The 15,295-nt window shown below is 73.6% G+C and carries 12 protein-coding genes; 9 read left to right on the top strand and 3 right to left on the bottom strand.

The window, feature by feature from the left end; genetic code table 11:
- Positions 1-186: 186 nt before the first annotated feature.
- Positions 187-1,353 (top strand): vWA domain-containing protein, encoded by a 1,167-nt coding sequence (locus WMF28_RS10825; protein WP_437602096.1) that lies wholly within the window; start codon positions 187-189, stop codon positions 1,351-1,353.
- 148 nt (positions 1,354-1,501) lie between these two features.
- On the opposite strand, the gene WMF28_RS10820 is transcribed toward WMF28_RS10825, so the two are convergent.
- A complete protein-coding gene (locus WMF28_RS10820) occupies positions 1,502-1,903 on the bottom strand; it encodes a hypothetical protein (protein WP_437602095.1) in 402 nt (133 codons plus the stop codon).
- Positions 1,904-2,094: 191 nt separating this feature from the next.
- Between WMF28_RS10820 and WMF28_RS10815 the strand changes: the two genes are divergently transcribed.
- From WMF28_RS10815 to WMF28_RS10805, 3 genes are all read left to right on the top strand, one after another.
- The gene (locus WMF28_RS10815) at positions 2,095-4,206 is read left to right on the top strand and encodes a hypothetical protein (protein WP_437602094.1); all 2,112 of its coding nucleotides are present in this window, start codon (positions 2,095-2,097) and stop codon (positions 4,204-4,206) included.
- On the top strand, positions 4,203-4,787 hold the full coding sequence (locus WMF28_RS10810) for a hypothetical protein (RefSeq protein WP_437602093.1): 585 nt from the start codon (positions 4,203-4,205) through the stop codon (positions 4,785-4,787). The genes WMF28_RS10815 and WMF28_RS10810 overlap by 4 nt, the downstream gene beginning before the upstream one ends.
- Positions 4,788-4,907: 120 nt before the next feature.
- A complete protein-coding gene (locus tag WMF28_RS10805) occupies positions 4,908-5,282 on the top strand; it encodes a hypothetical protein (RefSeq protein WP_437602092.1) in 375 nt (124 codons plus the stop codon).
- A gap of 186 nt (positions 5,283-5,468) precedes the next feature.
- Here the strand turns inward: WMF28_RS10805 and WMF28_RS10800 are convergent, their stop codons facing one another.
- Positions 5,469-5,909: a CBS domain-containing protein gene (locus WMF28_RS10800; RefSeq protein WP_437602091.1), complete on the bottom strand. Its 441-nt coding sequence runs from the start codon at positions 5,907-5,909 to the stop codon at positions 5,469-5,471.
- 209 nt (positions 5,910-6,118) lie between these two features.
- On the opposite strand from WMF28_RS10800, the gene WMF28_RS10795 reads away from it, so the two are divergent.
- Positions 6,119-6,655, top strand: coding sequence for an N-acetyltransferase family protein (locus WMF28_RS10795; RefSeq protein WP_437602090.1), 537 nt, complete (start codon positions 6,119-6,121; stop codon positions 6,653-6,655).
- A gap of 69 nt (positions 6,656-6,724) precedes the next feature.
- Here WMF28_RS10795 and WMF28_RS10790 read toward each other — a convergent pair whose 3' ends face one another.
- Positions 6,725-7,144, bottom strand: a complete 420-nt coding sequence (locus WMF28_RS10790) for a hypothetical protein (RefSeq protein WP_437602088.1) — start codon at positions 7,142-7,144, stop codon at positions 6,725-6,727.
- A 398-nt stretch (positions 7,145-7,542) separates the two neighbouring features.
- Between WMF28_RS10790 and WMF28_RS10785 the strand changes: the two genes are divergently transcribed.
- The 4 genes from WMF28_RS10785 (at position 7,543) to WMF28_RS10770 (ending at position 15,240) form a co-directional block, all read left to right on the top strand.
- Positions 7,543-11,607 carry a serine/threonine-protein kinase gene (locus WMF28_RS10785; protein WP_437602087.1) on the top strand — a complete coding sequence of 1,355 codons (4,065 nt, stop codon included), beginning with the start codon at positions 7,543-7,545 and terminating at the stop codon, positions 11,605-11,607.
- 264 nt (positions 11,608-11,871) lie between these two features.
- The gene (locus WMF28_RS10780) at positions 11,872-12,396 is read left to right on the top strand and encodes a hypothetical protein (RefSeq protein ID WP_437602086.1); all 525 of its coding nucleotides are present in this window, start codon (positions 11,872-11,874) and stop codon (positions 12,394-12,396) included.
- Positions 12,377-12,754 carry a hypothetical protein gene (locus WMF28_RS10775; protein WP_437602085.1) on the top strand — a complete coding sequence of 126 codons (378 nt, stop codon included), beginning with the start codon at positions 12,377-12,379 and terminating at the stop codon, positions 12,752-12,754. The genes WMF28_RS10780 and WMF28_RS10775 overlap by 20 nt, the downstream gene beginning before the upstream one ends.
- Before the next feature lie 17 nt (positions 12,755-12,771).
- Positions 12,772-15,240, top strand: a complete 2,469-nt coding sequence (locus WMF28_RS10770; protein ID WP_437604241.1) for a SpoIIE family protein phosphatase — start codon at positions 12,772-12,774, stop codon at positions 15,238-15,240.
- Positions 15,241-15,295: the final 55 nt, after the last annotated feature.

The following is a 15,295-nucleotide window of genomic DNA, read 5'->3' as shown; positions in this document are numbered from 1 at the left end:
CCGCGAGCGCCTGTGCCGTCGGGGTCGCGCTCCGGCGCGTCCTGGCACAGACCGCACAACGGACAGCCACGCAAACGCCGGAGATCGCGCGATCGGGGCTCGGTACGCTCCATGCACTATGCACTGCAGCACGCCTGGCCGCGTCCGACGTCGGCACGTGAGGACCCCGGCGGCCAAGGAGACCCCATGCGTATCTGTGTGCGCTTCGCTTTCACGGTGGGATGCCTTCTCGCGCTGGGGGCGTGCTCGAGCTCGAGCTCGAGCTCAGACGACGGTAGCGATGGCGAGATCCCGGGGACGGGCCCCGGCCCTGGCGACGTCGACGGCACCGCTTCGGCCGGTACGGGAGGTCCGACGGACGGCGGCGATCTCGCAGGCGGCGTCGGCTCCCCCGGCAGCGGCGGAGGCGCCGGCGAAGGAGGCGCCGGCGGCGGAGGCGCCGGCGGCGGAGGCAGCATCGAGCCAGGCACGCTCACCGCGGGCGTCTGGGACGACAATCGCAATTTCGACTTCTTCCTCTCGTACCGGAGCACGCTCTACGCGCAGCAGCTCCCGGGCCTCATGCCCTTCACCGAGGCCGATCACCAGGCCGCGCACAGCTTCTTCGCGGCGCCTCCAGTGAAGCGGGAGACGCTCGACGTCTCGCTCATCATCGACACGACCGGCAGCATGGGCGACGAGATCGCGTATCTCCAGACGGAGTTCATCGCCCTCTCCGACTCCATCTTCGCCAAGTACCCGAACGCCGAGCAGCGCTGGTCGCTGGTCCTTTATAGAGACACCGAGGACGACTACGTCGTGCGGTGGTTCGACTTCCGCACCGATCCCGGCGAGTTCCAGGTGAAGCTCGCCGAGCAGGCGGCCGGCGGCGGCGGCGACTTCCCGGAGGCGCCCGACAAGGCGCTCTCCAAGGCGGCCGATCTCGCCTGGAGCACGGGCGGCGACACAGCGCGCCTCGCCTTCTGGGTCGCGGACGCGCCCCACCACGACAGCAACGCGGCGGCCATGGCCGACGGGATACAAGCCCTCAAGGACCGCGGGGTGGCTGTCTATCCCGTCGCGTCGAGCGGCGTGGACGAGCTCACCGAGCTCACCATGCGCTCAGCCGCGCAATTGACGGGCGGCCGTTACCTCTTCTTGACGGATGACTCCGGGGTTGGCGGCGCTCACAAGGAGCCGACGATCCCCTGCTACTACGTGACAAAGCTCGATCGCGCGATCCTGCGCATGGTCGACATCGCGCTCTCCGGCGTCTACCACGAGCCGGAGCCGTCCGAGATCCTCCGCACGGGCGGCGATCCCCTGGACGGCGCGTGCGAGCTCTCGTCGGGCGGCGAGGTGCTCGCGTATTGAGCCTGCGGGCTTCGTCCTGCTGAGAGGCCCGTCGATGGCATCCCTGGCGCCGGAGAAGCCCGAGAGAGCGAGGACGGCGCCGGGGTTACCGCGGGTGATCTCGCGCAGGGAGACGGGCGGAGCGCCGTCAGGTATGGCGTCGTTCCGATTATGCCCCCCAGGGGTCGATGGTCGCCATCACCAGGAGCGCCGTATACAGCTCGGCCCGTTCCTCTGCCGTCTTCGCCCCCGCGTGGATCTCCCTGACGATGTCCCGCAGCGCTGCCGCGGTCGCGTTACGTGCGAGCGGGGTGAACACCAGCCAGAGCACGCTGCCGCGCGCCCGGAGCTCGGAGACGGTGCGCTGGTAGACGGCGTCGACGCGGAAGTGCGCGCCGCTGAAGGGCCGCCCCGGCCAGGCAATGCGGCGCTTGCCCGTCGCCGGCAAGCGCCGCCTGCGGCCCGACAGGACCACGGCGACGCTCTCGATCGGCGGCACGGGCTCGCCGGGGGCTTCGAGGCGAAGCGGCCTTCGGGCGAGGTGGCGCAAGGTGATGTCGGCGTCTCCCATGCGCGGCGCCCATGGCAGAGCGCATACCAGGGTTCAGTGGGCAGAAATCAGGGGATTCCGGGGTGACAACTGCCGTCGGGCAGGTGGCGGCGCCATGGCGCAGTGTCGGGTCGCCGGCCGCGGCGCGGAGAACCGGATCCGGCGGATCCTGGAATAACTCCGGTGCGCGCTGTCGTTGTCGCGGGCGCCCGATGAAGCCGCGAACATCGACTCTCCTTCTGGCCGCGGCCCTCGCCGCGGCCTGCTCGAGCCCCTCCAGGCAAACCGCGCCGGACGAGCGCAATGCCGGAGCGGAGAAGACGGCGACTCCACCGCCGTCTCCACCACCACCGTCCCCGCCGCCGCCGTCCCCGAAGCTCCGCGCGGTCCAGCGGACCGGCGGCGCCCTCATGCGCGCGCCGCAGGGCGACGCGCTCTACCTGGCCGACGAGGACCACCGCGCCCTCCGGCGCATCCCGCTGCCCGTCGACGTGAGCGCTCCGCCGATCGCGATCGCGATGCCGGGGCGACCCGCGCAGGTCCTCGCCCTCGGGGGCCGCGTGCTCGTCACGATCCGAGATCCCGGGCTGCTGCTCGTGATGCAGCCGGATCCGACCGCGGGGCTCGTGGAGGTCGCGCGCGTGCCGCTGCCGGCCGACGCCTGGGGGCTGGCGATCACGCCGGACGAGCGCACCGCCATCGTCACCAGCGCGTGGACCGACAAGGTCTCCGCTGTGGATCTGGCGACCGCCACGAAGTCATGGTCGATCGATGTCCCGCGCGAGCCTCGCGGCGTCGTGATCCGCGAGGACGGCGCGGCCGCGTACATCACGCACCTCACGTCGTCGGCGCTCACCCGGATCGATCTGCGCTCTCCCCCGCAGGCGAGGCCGATCGCGCTGCCCGCATCGCCCTACCGCGCCCCTCCGGACGACCCGCGCGCTGCCTCGCTCGGATACGCGGCCGCGCTCTCCCCGGACGGCCGCCGCCTGTTCGTCGCGCGCCACGCGCTCGGCGCGCTCGGCGAGCTCTCGTGGTTCGGCGCCGCCACGGTCGACGTCCTGATCACGGGCAACGACGAGCCCCTCGCGCCGCGCCGCCGCGAGGGCGCCCCGAGCCGGATCGCGCGGGACTTCGAGCTCGACATCACCGGCGACCCGGAGCTCGAAGCACCCAGGAGCGAGCTCGCCCCGTTCGTCCAGCCGCGCGCCCTCGTCTACCGCGAGAGCACCCGCACGCTGCTCGTGGCCAGCGAGGGCACCGACGCCCTTGTGGAGCTCGACGCGCTCTCGGTCGAGCCGACGCTCCGGCCCCTCCGCACGTACCCGCTCGGCAGCTCACCGGCGCTCGCCGGTGCGGCGCCGGGGTCCCTGGACACCCTCTCGCGCGACGCCGGCGTGGCGACCCTGTGCGGCGCGCCGAGCGGCGTCGCCCTCTCCGGGGACGAATCGTTGGCCTGGGTGTACTGCCGCTCGACCGACGCCCTCGCCATCGTCCGCCTCGACGAGCACAAGGCAGGTGTTCCCCTCGCGCCGGGGCCCGTGCCGTTCATCCGGCTGGCCGAGCCCCCGCTCCTCGACCTGGCCGCCATCGGCCGGAAGCTCTTCTACAACGCGACCGACTGGAGAACGAGCGGCGGGCTCGGCTGCGCCGGGTGTCACCCCGATGGGCGCGACGACGGCCACGTGTGGCACGAGGTCAGCGGCGGCGACTTCGCCAATTTCTTCGGATCCGCCGACAACCGGCCGATGGCAGGGCTCGCGGGCGGCGTGGCTCGACAGACACCCATGCTCGCAGGGCGCGTCTCGGCCGAGGGTCCTTATGGCTGGAACGCCCAGAGCGAGCTCCTCGCCGCGCGCATCCTGGAGGGCTTCGGCCTGCATCGATGGGGGATGGGCGGCGGCGCGGACGGCGCGCACTCGCTGCGCGCGAGCTATCTCGCCAGCTTCCTGCGCGAGGGCCTCGTGCCTCCGCCCAGGGAGGATAGGCCGCTCACGCCGGAGGAGAAGCACGGCTTCGCGCTCTTCACGAGCGAGGCGGCGCAGTGCTCACGCTGCCACGTGCCCGAGACCGAGTACACAGATCGGATGGGCTACCCGATGCCGGGCCTCGTCGCCCGACCCGGGTTCTACAGGGAGAAGCAGGGCACGGTGTACAAGACGCCCTCGCTGCGCTTCATCGCCGGGACAGCGCCCTATTACCACGATGGCTCCGCGAGGACGCTCGAAGAGCTCGTCGCGCAGAACGAGGATCGCATGGGCCGCACAAGCCACATGTCGCGGAAAGACAAGGCGGCGCTCGTCGCCTTCCTGAGGACGTTATGAAGAGGCTCCTGTGGATCGGTACAGTCCTGCTCGGCGCGCTCGCGCCGGCGCAAGCCTCGGAGTCGCTGATCGCCCGGACAGCCGAGCCGGACGGCGCCGCGGTCGGACCTCGGGCGGAGACGGGGGCAGGCCTCCCGGACGGGGGAGAGGCCGCGGCGGCGTCCGGGGTGCGCGCGCTGGAGGAGGCGCCGCCTGCGCCCGAGCGGACGCCACGGCCCGCGACGGCGGAGTGGGACGCCGCCGAGCCGGTGCGGCTCGCGCGGGACAGGAGCGGCGCCGCTTGCAAGGCGCGGATGCGGCGCGAGTGGCTCCGCATCGACTGCGCGGCGCCCTCGCTGGCCGCCGTGAGGACGCTCGGAGCGAGCGCCGGGGAGGCGTGGTTCTCGCTGGACCAGAACAGCAGCGAGGAGCTCGCGACGGGCGTCTCCGTGGTCTTCCCCGTCCGCCTCGGGGACCGGAGGGTGATCGAGATCCTCACGGGCACCTCGGGATACCGCGGCGAGATGGGGATCTCGACCAGCTTCGTGATCTCCGAGCAATGGCTCGACGGCGACGCCGGGCCGCTCGTCAGCGTGCTCTGAGCCCCCGTCGGGCGCGTCGTTGCGGCGCCCCAGGGGCAACTCCGCGCCGAGACCCGCGGCGGAGGCGCTCGCGGTCGGACCGGCTTGCCCGGGCGCGCGCGCCGTGCCTTGATCCAGCGCGTGACAACGGGATTCTTCGAGGCAGGCGGCCTGCGTTTCCGGCTCGATCGCCAGGGCGCCGAGGTGAGCGGGGGGCCGGCGCGCGCGGTCCAGGCCAGGATCGAGCCCGACGAGGCGAGCCTCGACGGCGACGAGCCGCTGGCCGAGCTCCTGGGCCGCCGTCTGTCGGCGCTGCTCGGCGTGCCGGTGAGCGACGAGGAAGGGATCTTCGACCTGGCGGTCGAGCGCGATGGGGCCGTGGTCGCGGCCGTGCAGCTCTCGTGCGGCGAGGACGACGAGGACGTGCTCGAGCTGCTCGGCGAGCGGGCGCCCTCGCTGCCGGTGCGGGCGCTTGTCGAGGCGCTGGTCGAAGCGCTGCGGGGCCCGGAAAGGTGACGTGAAAGGTGACGTGACCGCGCGCGGCCCCCGGGCCCGGCGTCACGCCCGCCGGGTGCCGGCGCGAGGCCGCCCTCGTCGGCCCGCCTGGACGAGCGGTTCGCGCAGCGCCGCCCCGGCCGGGCCGTCCAGCCCGGGCCCGGAGAGCCCGTCGAGGCGGCTCCCTTCGCGATCGCCGCAGGTCGGCTACTGCGCCCTTGCCCCCTGAGGCGCCTCCCGCTCGGTCACCCGGCGGATGGTCTGCGCCGTGTTCTTGTCGTCCTCGCGCTGCGCGATGTCCGACAGGCTGATGATGCCGACCAGCCGGCCGTCCGCCTCGGTGCACAGGACGCGCGACTTGTGGTGCTGTCCCATCAGCTGCTCGGCGCGCTGCACCTCGTCGTCAGGCCGGCACGCGACCACCGCGCGGGTCATGATGTCGCCCGTCTTCGTGCTCAGCGGGCGGTTGTCGGCCAGCACCCGGATGGCGAGATCGCGGTCCGTCAGCGTCCCGAGCACCTTCCCCTGGTCGTCGCAGACAGGAAGGAAGCCGACGTTCGCATCGCGCATCTTGCACGCGGCCGTCTGGATCGTGTCCTCGGTCATGACGCTCTGGATCTCTCTCTTCATGATCTCCTTGCACAGCATGGTTTCCTCCTTCGGCTCCGTTTGCAGCGCTCGGTTGCGTCACCGCGCACACCCGCACCTTAGGGGACCGGCGCCTGCAGCGGATGGAGCAGCGTGATGAATGCGGCGTCGGGCGCCGCTTGATGGCGCGCCCGGCCGGCGAGCGCTCCGGACGACACAACGGCAGCGCCTCGCGCCGCGACGCCAGGCATACTGGGACGCGAGACACCATGTCGGAGCGGATCACGAGGGCAGTCATCCGCCGGGCGCAGCCGGCAGACGCGGCCGCCATCGCGCGCGTCGAGGTCGACTCCTGGAGAGCGGCTTACCTCGGCCTCGTCCCGGCCGACGACCTCAACGCCCTCTCCCCGCGGCTGCGCGAGACGAGCTGGCAGCGCATCCTGAGCCACGGCGCCGCGACCGGTACGCGCGCCTGGCTGCTCTGCGCCGCGGACGCCGTGCTCGGCTTCGCGAGCGCCGGACCGACGCGCGACGACGACGACGACCCCCTCGAGGTCGGCGAGCTGTACACGATCTACCTCCTGCCCGCCGCGTGGGGTCGCGGCCTCGGCGCCGCGCTGCTCGACACCGCGCAGGCCGACCTCGCCCAGCGCCGCCACCGGACCATGACGATCTGGGTCCTCGAGGGGAACACCCGGGCGCGCCGCTTCTACGAACTCTCCGGCTTCGCCCGCGACGGCGCGCAGCGACGAGCGCGCGTCGGCGCGGGCAGCCTGCCGGAGGTCCGCTACCGGCGAGCGCTGTAGCGCCCCTCACCGACGAGCGCCGCAGCGCCCCCGTCCGAGGGACGCCGGCAAGCAGCCCGGGCCTGGGCGCTAGGCGAAGCGCACAACGATGCTGCTGTAGCCGCCCCGCGGATCGTACTGGGAGGTGATCTTGCCCCAGGGATACTCGTACGGCGGCGCGCCGAGGATCGATTCCAGCCAGGCATCGTGGTTCGCCTTGCGCTCGGCCTCCTCCTTCTCGGACCAGTCGTTCCAGAACGCCTTCGACTCCGCGCCCACCTCGAAGAGCTCGACCAACGCGATCTTGCCGCTGCAGAAGTGCAGCGTGACGCGGAAGGTCCGGAAGCCGATGCGCTGGCGCGCCGTCCTGTAACCGCTCCACGGCTGCGCCTGGCTCAGGGCGTTGGCCGTCCGCGCGAGCGGTGACGACAAAAACTGCGCTTCCGAGTACGAGGGTCCGATGCGGACCCCGGATGCGAGCTCGATCTCACCCGTCTGTCGATGGATCATCCAACCCTCCGACCTCTCGGCGCAGCATACACCACAGCTCCCGGCCCCGCGCGCCGAGCCGCACCCCGACGGGCGACCGGACTCGGCCTTTCCCCCGGCGCGGCCCGACTCCGCCTCTCCGCAGGTGGGTTCTCCGGATACCCGGCCCCCCGCCAGGCCACCCCGCCGCTCGAAGACGATGGCCGCCACACGTTTCGCGCACTGCGACCATCGCCGCACCTGTCCCCCCGTGTCGACACGACGCCCACGCTGTCGCGTGCGACCTGCGCCGTGCGCTTTTGCCAGGGGCGTAAAGCTGCGCGTGCAACGTGGCTTTTCTCGCCTGTGACGCGCGGAGACCCGGTAATATCGGCCACGTATCGCGCCGGCCCCCATTCCGAGGTCATTTCGAGGTCTTCTTGCCGCGCTGCCCATCCTGCCATCGACGACTCGCAGCCCTCGCCCCTTGCCCGGCAGACGGCGCCCTGGCGCCGCTCCGCGCCGCGCCGATCGATCTCGGCGCCGAGGCGCCGCCGTCCCTCGCGGGCTTCCTCGTTGGCCAGCCGCTCGCGGCGGGCGCGTTCTCGGTCGTGTGGGGCGCGACGCGGCTGGAGGACGGCGCCCCCGCCGTGCTCAAGATCAGCAGGGCCCACTCGCTCCTCGCGCGCGAGCGCTTCCGCTGCGAGACGTGGGCGCTCGAGCAGCTCGGCCCCCCGGTCTCGCCGCGCCTGCTCCAGAACGGCGTGCTCGAGGACGGGCGCGCGTACATCGCCATGGAGCGGCTCGAGGGCGAGACGCTGGCCGCGCGCCTCGAGGGCCTGCCCGCCGCGCTCGATCTGCGCTCCGCCCTCGAGGTCGCGCTCGCCGTGCTGAGCTGCCTCCAGGTCGTGCACGAGCGCGGCCTGGTCCACATGGACCTCGCGCCCGAGAACCTCTTCCTCGAGCCCGGCGGGGGCGTGCGGCTCCTCGACTTCGGCCTCACACAGCGCGATCGCGGCGTCGTTTGCCACCCGGCGGACAGCGCGCTCACCACGCTCGGCGTCATGCTCGGGACGCCCGAGTACGCCTCGCCCGAGCGGCTCCGGGCCGAGCCGATCGACGGGCGCGCGGACCTCTACGCGTTCGGCGCGCTCCTCTTCGAGCTGCTCACGCTGCGCCCGCCGTTCGCGGGCGATCGCGCGAACGTCGCGCAGGGGCACCTCGGCCGGCAGCCCCCCCGGCCGAGCGAGCTCGCCCCGGTCCCGCCGTCCATCGAGGCCCTCGTCCTCGCCTGCCTCGCCAAGGAGCGGGCGCTCCGCCCGCACGACGCCGCCGGCCTGCGGGCCGCGCTCGCGTCGGCAGGCGCGGCGGTGCTCGCCGCGGCGGTCGGCGCCGCGGACGCCGCGGGGGAGGACGCCGTCAGCAGCTCCTCGGACCGGCACGACACGGTGGTGCTCGCGCTGGAGGCCCGCGGCGCCGAGGCCGAGGTCCGCGCCGCCGTGGCCCGGCACGACGGGCACCTCGCGCGGCAGCGCGGCTACCGCTTCGTCGCGATCTTCCCCGGGCCGAAGGAGGCGGCCGCGGAGCGCGCGCTGCTCGCGGGGCGGGAGATCGTCGCGTCGGTCGGCGCGCCCCTCGCGATCCACGTCGCGCCGCTGAAGCTCCGGCGCGAGGCGCGCGACGCCGACAGCGTCCAGGCCGTCACCGGGCTCGCCGTGGAGCGACCCGAGGCGTGGCTCCCCGCGGATCCATGGCGGGGGATCGCGCTCAGCGCCGAGCTCGTCACCGCGCACCCCGGCTTCGACATCGCCGCGGCGAGCGAGGACGGCCGCTACTTCTTCGCGCAGGAGGCGCCCCTGTCCCCGGGCGAGCGCGACACAGCGCGCGCCCCGCCGCCGCCGCTCGTCGGGCGCGGCGACCCCCAGAGCGCCGTCGAGGGGAGCCGCGAGCGTGCGCTCGCGGGCCTCGGGCCCGGCCTGTGCGCCCTGATCGGCGAGCGCGGCGTCGGCAAGTCGCGGCTCGCCGACGAGATCGCCGAGAGCAGCCGGCTCGCGCACCCCGGCGCGCTCGTGATCTCGGTGCGCGCCGAGCTGGAGCTCTCCGGACGCACCGGGGGCCGATCCGGACAGACCGCGGCCGCCCTGCTCGCCGGGGTGCTCGGCGTCGACGACGGCGCGGAGGACGGCGCGCGCGCGGCGCCCCGCGACCCGCGCGCGCTCTGCGTCGAGCGGCTCGGCGAGCCGCTCGGCGGCGACGTGTGGCCCGCCGTCGCCGCCTCCCTCGGCTGGCTCGACGGCTCGCCCGACCGGCCGCCGCCGGCGCGCCGCGGCAGCGTGATCCGCGCGATCGCCGAGGGGCTCCGCCGCCGGGCGGCGGAGCGCCCCGTCGTCGTGATCGTCGACGACGCGCACTTCGCCGACAGCGCCGCGCTCGACGCGCTCGACCTCGCGACGCGGCGCGAGGCGCACCTCCCGCTCTGGGTGCTCCTCACCGGCGCGCCGGAGCTCGAGGCGCGACGCCACGCGCTGAGCGCCCGCGATCACGCGCGCGATCGGGTCGCGCTCTTGCCGCTCGACGACGCCGCCGGGCTCCTCCTCTGCGCGGAGCTCCTCCGGCCCGCCGAGCACCCGCCGAGCGCCGCCCTCCGGCGCATCTGCGCCTGGGCCGGCTACAACCCCCGCTGCCTCGTGGAGCTCACCCGCGCGATCAAGCGCGCGGGCCTCGTGCGGCTGCGGGCGCGCTCGAACAGCTACCAGCTCGCGACCGCCGAGCTCGAGAAGCTCCCGCCGTCGCCCGCGTGGCAGTGGTTCGCGGCGCTGCAGCTCGAGGCGCTCCCGCCGGAGCTCGGCGCGTGCGCGCAGCTCTGCGCCGTGCTCGGCTTCGAGCTCTCGGAGGACGTGGCGGCGGGCGCGCAGCGCGCGCTCGAGCGCGAGGACGCGGCGGCGCTGCGCGTCGACGTCCCGAGCGGCCTGCGCGCGCTCGTCGCGCGGGGGATCCTCGCTCCCCGCGGCGCGCACGACGCCGCGCGCGGCGAGGGCACCCCGTCCGGGGGCCCCCGCTATGCCTTCCGGAGCGCGCTCTTGCAGGAGGCCATCTACGCGCTCCTCACGGAGGAGCAGCGCGCGGGGATGCACCGGCACGCGCTCGCCGTCTGGGAGCGCCTGGCCGAGGCCCAGCCGAGGGCGCCGGATCTGCTCGAGCCGGTCGCGTGGCACGCCGCGGCCGCCGGGGCGCACGCCCGCGCGGCGCACGCGTACCTGATCCTCGGCGATCTGCACCGCGACCGGCACAACAACGCCGTGGCCGAGGGCCACTACTCGTCCGCGCTCCTCTGGGCCGACGGCGACGATCAGCGCCAGCGCTACCTCGCGCTGCTCGGCCGCGCGCGCGTGCGCTACCGCGTCCTGCGCACCGGCGAGGCGCTCGACGATCTCCGCTCCGCGGGCGCGCTGGCCCGCACGATGAAGGATCCGCGGATGATCGCCGAGGCGCTGCTCGAGGAGGCGACGGCGCTCGACTGGGCCGGCGCCTGGGAGGAGTCGGCGGCGCGGGTCGAGGAGGTGATCCCGCTGCTCGACGTCCGCGAAGGCCACGTCGACCCGGCGCTCGCCGCGCGCTTCGAGGTCGCCGCCGGCCGCTCGTCGTTCCGCAAGGGCAACCTGGACGACGCCCTCGAGCGGCTGACGCAGGGCGTCGAGCGGGTCCGCGAGGCCGACCACGACACGCACGCAACCGGGCTGACGCTGCTGGCCTGCGTCCTCATGCGGTGCGGCCACCTCGACGAGGCGGAGCAGCGCTTCGACGAGGCGGTGCGCAGCTGCGAGGCGCGCGGCGATCGGGTCCACCTCTGCGCGGCGCTCGTCCGCCGGGCGGAGCTCTGGCCGGCGCTCGACGCGCCGGATCGCGGGATGGCCGACCTCAGGCGCGCGGTCCGGCTCGCCCGCGAGGAGGCCAACACCTGGGCCGAGCGCGAGGCGACGATCAAGCTCGCGGAGCTGCTCTATCTCTGGGGGCGCGAGGACGACGCGCTGCCCCTCATGCGGCAGGTGCGCTCGCTGGACGAGCAGTTCAAGGACCGGCCTGTCTACAGCAGCGCGCTCCTCCTCGCGCGGATCCACGCGATGCGCGACGAGCACGCGGACGCGAGCCGGCAGCTCCGGTGGCTCAGGGCGCAGGGGGCGATCGCGGACCTGCCGCCGTACGCCCAGGCGCTCCTCGGCGTGATGCAGCTCGCCGTGAGGGACCCGAGGTACAGCATGGAGGGCGCGCGCACGCGGGCGACGATGCGCGAGGAGGGAGAGCCGCCGGGCGAGCTCGGCAGCGGGCTGAGCGCCGACCAGCGGGTCGAGCTCCTTTACTGGCGCGCGCGCGCCCTGCTCGACGCCGGCCGCCCCGAGGACGTGGCGCTGCTGCTCGCGCGCACCGCGCCGCTGCTCGCCGAGAGCAGGGCGTGGCGCCCGCGCTTCGCGAAGCTCCGGGCGGGGTACGGGCAGCTCGCCGGCTAGCCCTGCGCTCGCGGGCGAGCCACCCCCTGCGACGGCTCGCCGGCGGCGTCCTCGCCGACCGAGGCCGCCGGCAGGCTCGACGCGAGGTCCGCCGTGCTCTCCACGTGATCCCGCGCCGTCCCACCGCAGCGTCCAGAGGCGGTGTGTCCCGTGGTCGCCGTAAACGTACCTTCTCTGGAGGCACGGAATCGCCGAGCCGCAGTCACGCCGCTCGCAGAAGTACGCGGTTGGATCCGGCGCGAGGACGGCGTATAATAACAGATTGTGTCATCCCCCGAACCAACGCAGAGCGCTTCGCTATTCCTCTGCATCACCTTCTTTCCGAGCGAGCGCCTGGCGACGGCGGTGCTGCGGCTGGTGTCCAGCTTCTGCGGTGCGGTGCTGGACGACGCGAACGTGAGCTCGCGGTTCTACATGGCCGCGCATGAGCTCGCCGAGAACATCACCAAGTATTCCACCGGCCCTCGCGTCAGCCTCGAGCTCGCGCTGGAGGAGGACGACAGGTCGCACATCATGAAGATCCGCGCGCGCAACGAGGCGTCCCCGGAGCGCCTGCGGGAGGTCGAGAAGCGGCTGCTCGATCTGAAGACCGCGAGCGACCCGCTGAAGCACTACGACGAGCTCATCACGGAGACAGCGCTGATCGAGGGCGTCTCCGGCCTGGGCCTCGCGCGCGTCCGCGCCGAGGGGGGGCTCGACGTCGACTACAAGATCGAGGGCAACGAGCTCACGATCATCGCGCACGCGCCGCTCGAGCGGTGGAGGCTGAATGAGCAGCTTAAGGGTTGAGCCCGTCGTCACCGAGAGCTTCGGCATCGAGCCGGCCCTCAACGGCGATCGGCTCAGCATCAAGCTCACCGGGACGGGCGACATGGCGGCGGCCGCGCCGCTCGGCAGCTATTGCAATGAGGTCCAGTACGAGGTGAAGCGCCTCTCGCTGACCACCGTCGTGTTCGACATCCGCGCCCTGTACTTCCTGAACTCGAGCTGCCTGAAGGCGTTCATCGCCTTCATCTGCGGCGTCGCCGCCCACGGGCTCGGGTGCGAGATCAGGTTCGTCACGGACGCGCGGCTCGGGTGGCAGCGGCGCAGCCTGGCGGCCCTCCAGCGCATGTCCCCGAGCCTCGTGTCCATCGACGAGGCGTGAGCCGGGAGCGCTCGAGCATGGCGGCGAAGCGGCCCACGATCGCCCTCCTGACCGACTATCTCTGCGGCGAGTACCAGTCCGAGGTGCGCTTCGGGGTCGAGCGCGCCGCCGAGGCGCACGACGTCAACCTCGTCGTCGCCTTCTGGGAGACGCCCGCCCGCAGCGCCTACACCCTGGACGTCCGGGGCAGCATCTATTCGCTCGTCAGCGCGGCGACGGTCGACGGGCTGGTGATCGTCTCCTCGCCGTTCACGAGCCACCTCGGCGTCGAGGGAGCGTACGCGTTCTGCCGATCGTACGCGCCCCTGCCCATGTGCAGCATGGGGCTCGCGATGGAGGGCATCCCGAGCGTCATCGTCGACAACGCGCTCGGGGTCGAGGCGGTGGTCGCGCACGTGGTCGACGACCACGCGTGCCGGCGCGTCGCGTACATCAGCGGGCCGATCAGCAACGAGGAGGCGAAGCTGCGCGCCCGGGCGTACCGGAGAGCGCTGGAGGCGCGCGCGCTCCCCTACGACGAGCGACTCCTCGTGTTCGGCGATTTCCTGATCGACGGCGGCCGCCGCGCGATGCGCGAGCTCCTCGCGCGCGGGGTCGACTTCGACGCGGTCATCGCCGGCAACGACAACATGGCCCTCGGCGCGATGGACACGCTGAAGGCGCACGGCGTCGACGTCCCGGGCGACGTCCTCGTGTGCGGGTTCGACGACGTCGCCGTGTCGCGCGTCACGAGGCCGTCGTTGACGACCGTCCGCCAGCCGATCAAGGAGCTCGGGGCGCTCGCGGTCACGACGGTCGTGCGCCAGCTCGGCGGCGAGCGGGTGCCGGAGTGCAGCCTGCTTCCGGTCGAGCTCACGCGGCGCGAGTCGTGCGGCTGCGGCTACTACGCCGCCCTCCCGCGCGCGTCCGCCGAGGCGCCCTCGCGCGGCGAGCCGCTCTCCGTCGCCGAGCAGCGGGAGGACCTGGAGCGAGCGCTCGCGCGGTCCGTGACCGCCCCGGCCTCGCTCAGCGCCTGGCCACGGGAGCTGCTCTCGGCGCTCGCGGAGGAGCTCGCCGGGCAGGAGGGCCGCTTCCTGCGGGCGCTCCAGGGCCTCCTCGACGCGGCCGGGCGCGAGGGCGTCGCCCTCGACCAGCTCCAGGGCGCGATCACGCTGCTCCGGGCGGGGGTCCGCCGGGCCCCCGGCGGCGCCCCCGAGGACGACCTCGAGCGGCTCTGGCACGCGTCCCGCGTCCTGATCGGCCGCGCCTCCGTGCGCGCCGAGGGCGAGAAGCGGCTGTACCTGGAGCGCGCGTCGATCAACCTCAGCTGGACCGGCAGGTGCTTCTCGACCAGCCTGAGCATGCCCACGCTCCGGCGCACGCTCGCGGCGGAGCTGCCCAGGGTGGATCTCACGCACGTCGCCATCTCGCTCTACGACGACCCGCAGCACGCCACCTTGCGGTCGCTCTTCCTGATGGAGAACAGCCGCGAGGTGGAGCCGCCGCCCGCGAGCTTCGCGTCCTCGTGCCTCGCGCCGCCCGGCTTCCTGAGCTCCGCCGAGCGCTGGAGCGTCGTCGCGATGCCGCTCACGTTCGGCGAGGCGGAGCACTTCGGCATCGCGCTCGTCAACAGCGGCGCGAACGAGGTGGTCTACGACACGGTGCGCCTCCAGATCGGCTCGGCGATGAAGGCCGTGTCGATGCACCGGGAGATCGTCCGGCAGGTGGAGATACGCGAGCGGCTGGAGCAGGAGCGGGTCCGCCAGGAGAGCCTCGTCGCGGAGCGCATCCAGACCACGCTCGTCCCGTCGCGGCTGCACCTGGAGGGGCTCGAGCTCTGCGCCGCGATGAAGCCGGCCGCCGAGGTCGGCGGCGACTACTACGACGTGATCGCGACGCAGGAGGGCGGGTGGCTCGGGATCGGCGACGTCGCGGGGCACGGGCTCGCGGCGGGCCTCGTCATGCTGATGATCCAGAGCATGGTCGCGGCCATGACGCGCAGGGATCCGATGGCCAGCCCGGGCGAGCTCGTCTCGGCGCTGAACGGGGCGCTCTACGAGAACGTCCGGGATCGCTTGAAGCGCGACGAGCACGCGACCCTGCTCCTGCTCCGCTACGAGCGCAGCGGGCGGGTGACGTTCGCCGGCGCGCACGACGACATCGTCGTGTGCCGCGCGGGCACGCGGCGGTGCGAGTGCGTCCCGAGCTCCGGCGTGTGGGTCGGCGTCCTCCCGTCGATCGACGCGATGACCCACGACGCCGAGCTCCGCCTCGAGGACGGCGACCTCCTCGTGCTCTACAGCGACGGGGTGACGGAGGCGCGCAACGCCGAGCAGGAGCAGTTCGGGCTGGAGCGGCTCTGCTCGGCCGTCGAGGTCTCCCAGGACGCGCCGGTCGAGGTCATCCGCGACCGGATCCTGAGGGACGTCGAGAGCTGGAGCGCGAGCCCGGACGACGACATCACGATCGTCGTGGCGAGGCACCGCGCGCCCCCGGAAGGCGGGTAACCCGGCTCCGCCCCGGGGAGGAGGAGCGCGCGCGTGACAGCGGGCAGCGCGCTGC

Origin of the sequence: Sorangium sp. So ce590 (assembly GCF_051521365.1) — a bacterium.
Lineage (GTDB): Bacteria > Myxococcota_A > Polyangia > Polyangiales > Polyangiaceae > Sorangium.
This window is presented reverse-complemented; position numbering and strand designations above follow the sequence as displayed.

What these genes read in the sequence shown, in the direction of transcription:
- WMF28_RS10810 (WP_437602093.1), top strand. Translation starts at nt 4,203, where the DNA reads ATGAAGAGGCTCCTGTGGATCGGTACAGTCCTGCTCGGCGCGCTCGCG.
- WMF28_RS10795 (WP_437602090.1), top strand. Translation starts at nt 6,119, where the DNA reads ATGTCGGAGCGGATCACGAGGGCAGTCATCCGCCGGGCGCAGCCGGCA.
- WMF28_RS10815 (WP_437602094.1), top strand. Translation starts at nt 2,095, where the DNA reads ATGAAGCCGCGAACATCGACTCTCCTTCTGGCCGCGGCCCTCGCCGCG.
- WMF28_RS10825 (WP_437602096.1), top strand. Translation starts at nt 187, where the DNA reads ATGCGTATCTGTGTGCGCTTCGCTTTCACGGTGGGATGCCTTCTCGCG.
- WMF28_RS10790 (WP_437602088.1), bottom strand. Translation starts at nt 7,144, where the DNA reads ATGATCCATCGACAGACGGGTGAGATCGAGCTCGCATCCGGGGTCCGC.
- WMF28_RS10800 (WP_437602091.1), bottom strand. Translation starts at nt 5,909, where the DNA reads ATGCTGTGCAAGGAGATCATGAAGAGAGAGATCCAGAGCGTCATGACC.
- WMF28_RS10770 (WP_437604241.1), top strand. Translation starts at nt 12,772, where the DNA reads ATGGCGGCGAAGCGGCCCACGATCGCCCTCCTGACCGACTATCTCTGC.
- WMF28_RS10775 (WP_437602085.1), top strand. Translation starts at nt 12,377, where the DNA reads ATGAGCAGCTTAAGGGTTGAGCCCGTCGTCACCGAGAGCTTCGGCATC.
- WMF28_RS10820 (WP_437602095.1), bottom strand. Translation starts at nt 1,903, where the DNA reads ATGGGAGACGCCGACATCACCTTGCGCCACCTCGCCCGAAGGCCGCTT.